Consider the following 2,267-nt stretch of genomic DNA (forward strand, 5'->3'; position numbering starts at 1 on the left):
GGGTGTCGCCGCGGCCCGGACCCGCCCCGCGACCGCCGTGGTCCGGGCCCGTTCGGGGGCGGCTAGCGGTAGTCCTCGGCGGGCGGGGGCGTGCCGTCGCGCATCGCCAGGAGGTAGCCCCAGGCGTCCGGACGGGAGCCGTCGGCGTCGGTGAAGCCGTACTCGCGGGCGAGCTGCCCGCTGGAGAGCGACTGCCCGCTCCAGCGCTCCCGGGCGGGGTCGGCGGCGAGCGCGGCGACCGCGCGGCCGACCAGCACCGGGGACTCGGCGATGGCGAAGGTCGGCTCCTGGGCGATGCCGTCCCGCCAGGTCTCCTCGGTGACGCCGAAGTGGTCCAGCATCTCCTCCGACCGCAGGAAGCCGGGGGTGAGCGCCACCGCCGTCGTCCCGGTGCCCTTCAGGTCCGCGGCGAGGGCGAACGCCATCCGGATCGGGCTGGTCTTGGCCAGGTCGTAGTAGAAGTTCTCCCGGAAGCGGGGGCCGTTGTACTCGGCGGTGCCGTCGGTCATCTCCACCAGCAGCCCGCCGGGCCGGCGCAGCATCAGCGGCAGCGCGATGCTGCTGGTGATGGCGTGGCTGCGGATGCCGAGGTCCAGCATGCGCAGGCCGACGTCCAGGTCGGTGTCCCACATTCTCGTGTTGAACTCCAGCAGCCGGTCGCCGCCCCACAGGCTGTTGACCAGCACGTCGAGCCGGCCGTGCTCCCGGTCGATGCGGTCGACGAGCGCCCGGACCTGGTCCGGGTCGAGGTGGTCGGCGGGCACGGCGACGCCCTCGCCGCCGGCGGCGGTGACCAGTTCGGCGGTCTGCTCGATGGTCTCGGTGGCCCGCCCGACCTCGCTGACCTTGTCGCGGGTGGTGCGGCCGGTGGCGTAGACGGTGGCGCCGGCGGCTCCGAGCTGCACGGCGATGGCGCGCCCGGCGCCCCGGGTTGCCCCGGCGACGAGGGCGACGACGCCGGCGAGCGGTCCTTCCCGGCGGTCGTCGGAGGGGTGGTCTGGGCGGTGGTCGGTCGTCATGCGTCCGACGATCGCAGCGATACCCGACACCTGCTGTCCGGTATTCCGCCGAACCGGTCGGGGCGCCCGTCGCCGGGCGGATGGGGCACTCCGGGTGCGCCGCCCGGGCGGAGACCCGATGCTTGGTGCCGTGATGGACGAGACGGAGTTCTGGGAGATCGTCGACTCGACCCGGGAGGCCGCCGAGGGCGACCCCGAGGACCACGCCGAGCTGCTCGTGGAGCGGTTGCTGGGGCTCGACCCGGACTCCGTGCTGGACTTCGCCCGCCACTTCGAGGCCCGCTACAACCGCGCGTACACCTGGGAGCTGCGGGGCGCGGCGGCGGTGCTGCTGGGCGGTGCGGGCGACGACGCCTTCGACTACTTCCGCTGCTGGCTGATCGGCCAGGGCCGGGAGGTGTTCGAGGGGGCCGTCCACGAACCGGACGCGCTGGCCCGGCTGCTGGACGGCTTCGACGAGGAGATCGACGGGGACGGCGAGGAGCTGGGGTACGCCGCCGACGAGGCGTACGAGCAGCTCACCGGCACCGACGCACCGGACCTGGGGATCGCGCCGCAGCCGCCGGAGCCCGACGGCGTGCCGTTCGACCCGGACGACGAGGCGGAGCTGGCGCGGCGCTTCCCCCGGCTCTGGCAGCGCTTCGGCGGCTGAGGCCAGGCGCGCCGGCTCAGCTCGGCGGCGTACCCGTGCCGGCGGTGTCCGGGTCGAGCGCGCGCCCCATCAGCACCCCGTCCACGAGGACGCCGCCGGGCGGGGCCGGGTCGAGCGCGCGTCCCATCAGCACGTCGTCCGCGGCGGCCCCCCGGAGCAGGAACTCGCCGGGCAGGACGCCCTCGACGGCGAACCCCTCGGAGGCGTAGAGCGCCCGGGCGGGGGCGTTGTGGCCGAGGACCCGCAGGGTGATCCGGACGGCCCCCTGCCGGGCGGCCTCGGCGCAGGCGGCCCGCAGCAGGGCGCGCGCCACTCCCCGGCCGCGGGCCCGGTCGGCCACCGCCAGGCCCTGGATGGCGCGCACATGGGCGTTGGAGGGCAGCGGGGTGGGCGGCACCAGCCGTATGTAGCCGGCGATCCGGCCGTCCTCGTCCTCGGCCACCAGGTAGTGCTCGGGGCGGTGGGCGGCGTCGAAGAACGGGTCGTACGGCGGCTGCGGCGCGGGCTGCACCGAGTGCAGCGTCGACCAGGTCGCGCGGTCCAGTGCGCCCAGTCGCTCGGCGTCCTCGGCCCGGGCGGGCCGGATCGGCGGCCCC

2 protein-coding genes and 1 pseudogene are annotated in these 2,267 nt (G+C 75.9%); 1 reads left to right on the plus strand and 2 read right to left on the minus strand.

The features are described 5' to 3' along the window. Positions 1–62 precede the first annotated feature (62 nt). Positions 63–1,019 carry an SDR family oxidoreductase gene (locus C6N75_RS28150; protein ID WP_105871680.1) on the minus strand — a complete coding sequence of 319 codons (957 nt, stop codon included), beginning with the start codon at positions 1,017–1,019 and terminating at the stop codon, positions 63–65. 133 nt (positions 1,020–1,152) lie between these two features. On the opposite strand from C6N75_RS28150, the gene C6N75_RS28155 reads away from it, so the two are divergent. Next, positions 1,153–1,671 carry a DUF4240 domain-containing protein gene (locus tag C6N75_RS28155; protein WP_181160655.1) on the plus strand — a complete coding sequence of 173 codons (519 nt, stop codon included), beginning with the start codon at positions 1,153–1,155 and terminating at the stop codon, positions 1,669–1,671. A gap of 106 nt (positions 1,672–1,777) precedes the next feature. Here the strand turns inward: C6N75_RS28155 and C6N75_RS28160 are convergent. After that, a pseudogene (locus tag C6N75_RS28160) lies at positions 1,778–2,257 on the minus strand (N-acetyltransferase family protein); the annotation flags it as partial. Positions 2,258–2,267: the final 10 nt, after the last annotated feature.

This window comes from Streptomyces solincola (assembly GCF_002982015.1).
Taxonomy (GTDB): domain Bacteria; phylum Actinomycetota; class Actinomycetes; order Streptomycetales; family Streptomycetaceae; genus Streptomyces; species Streptomyces solincola.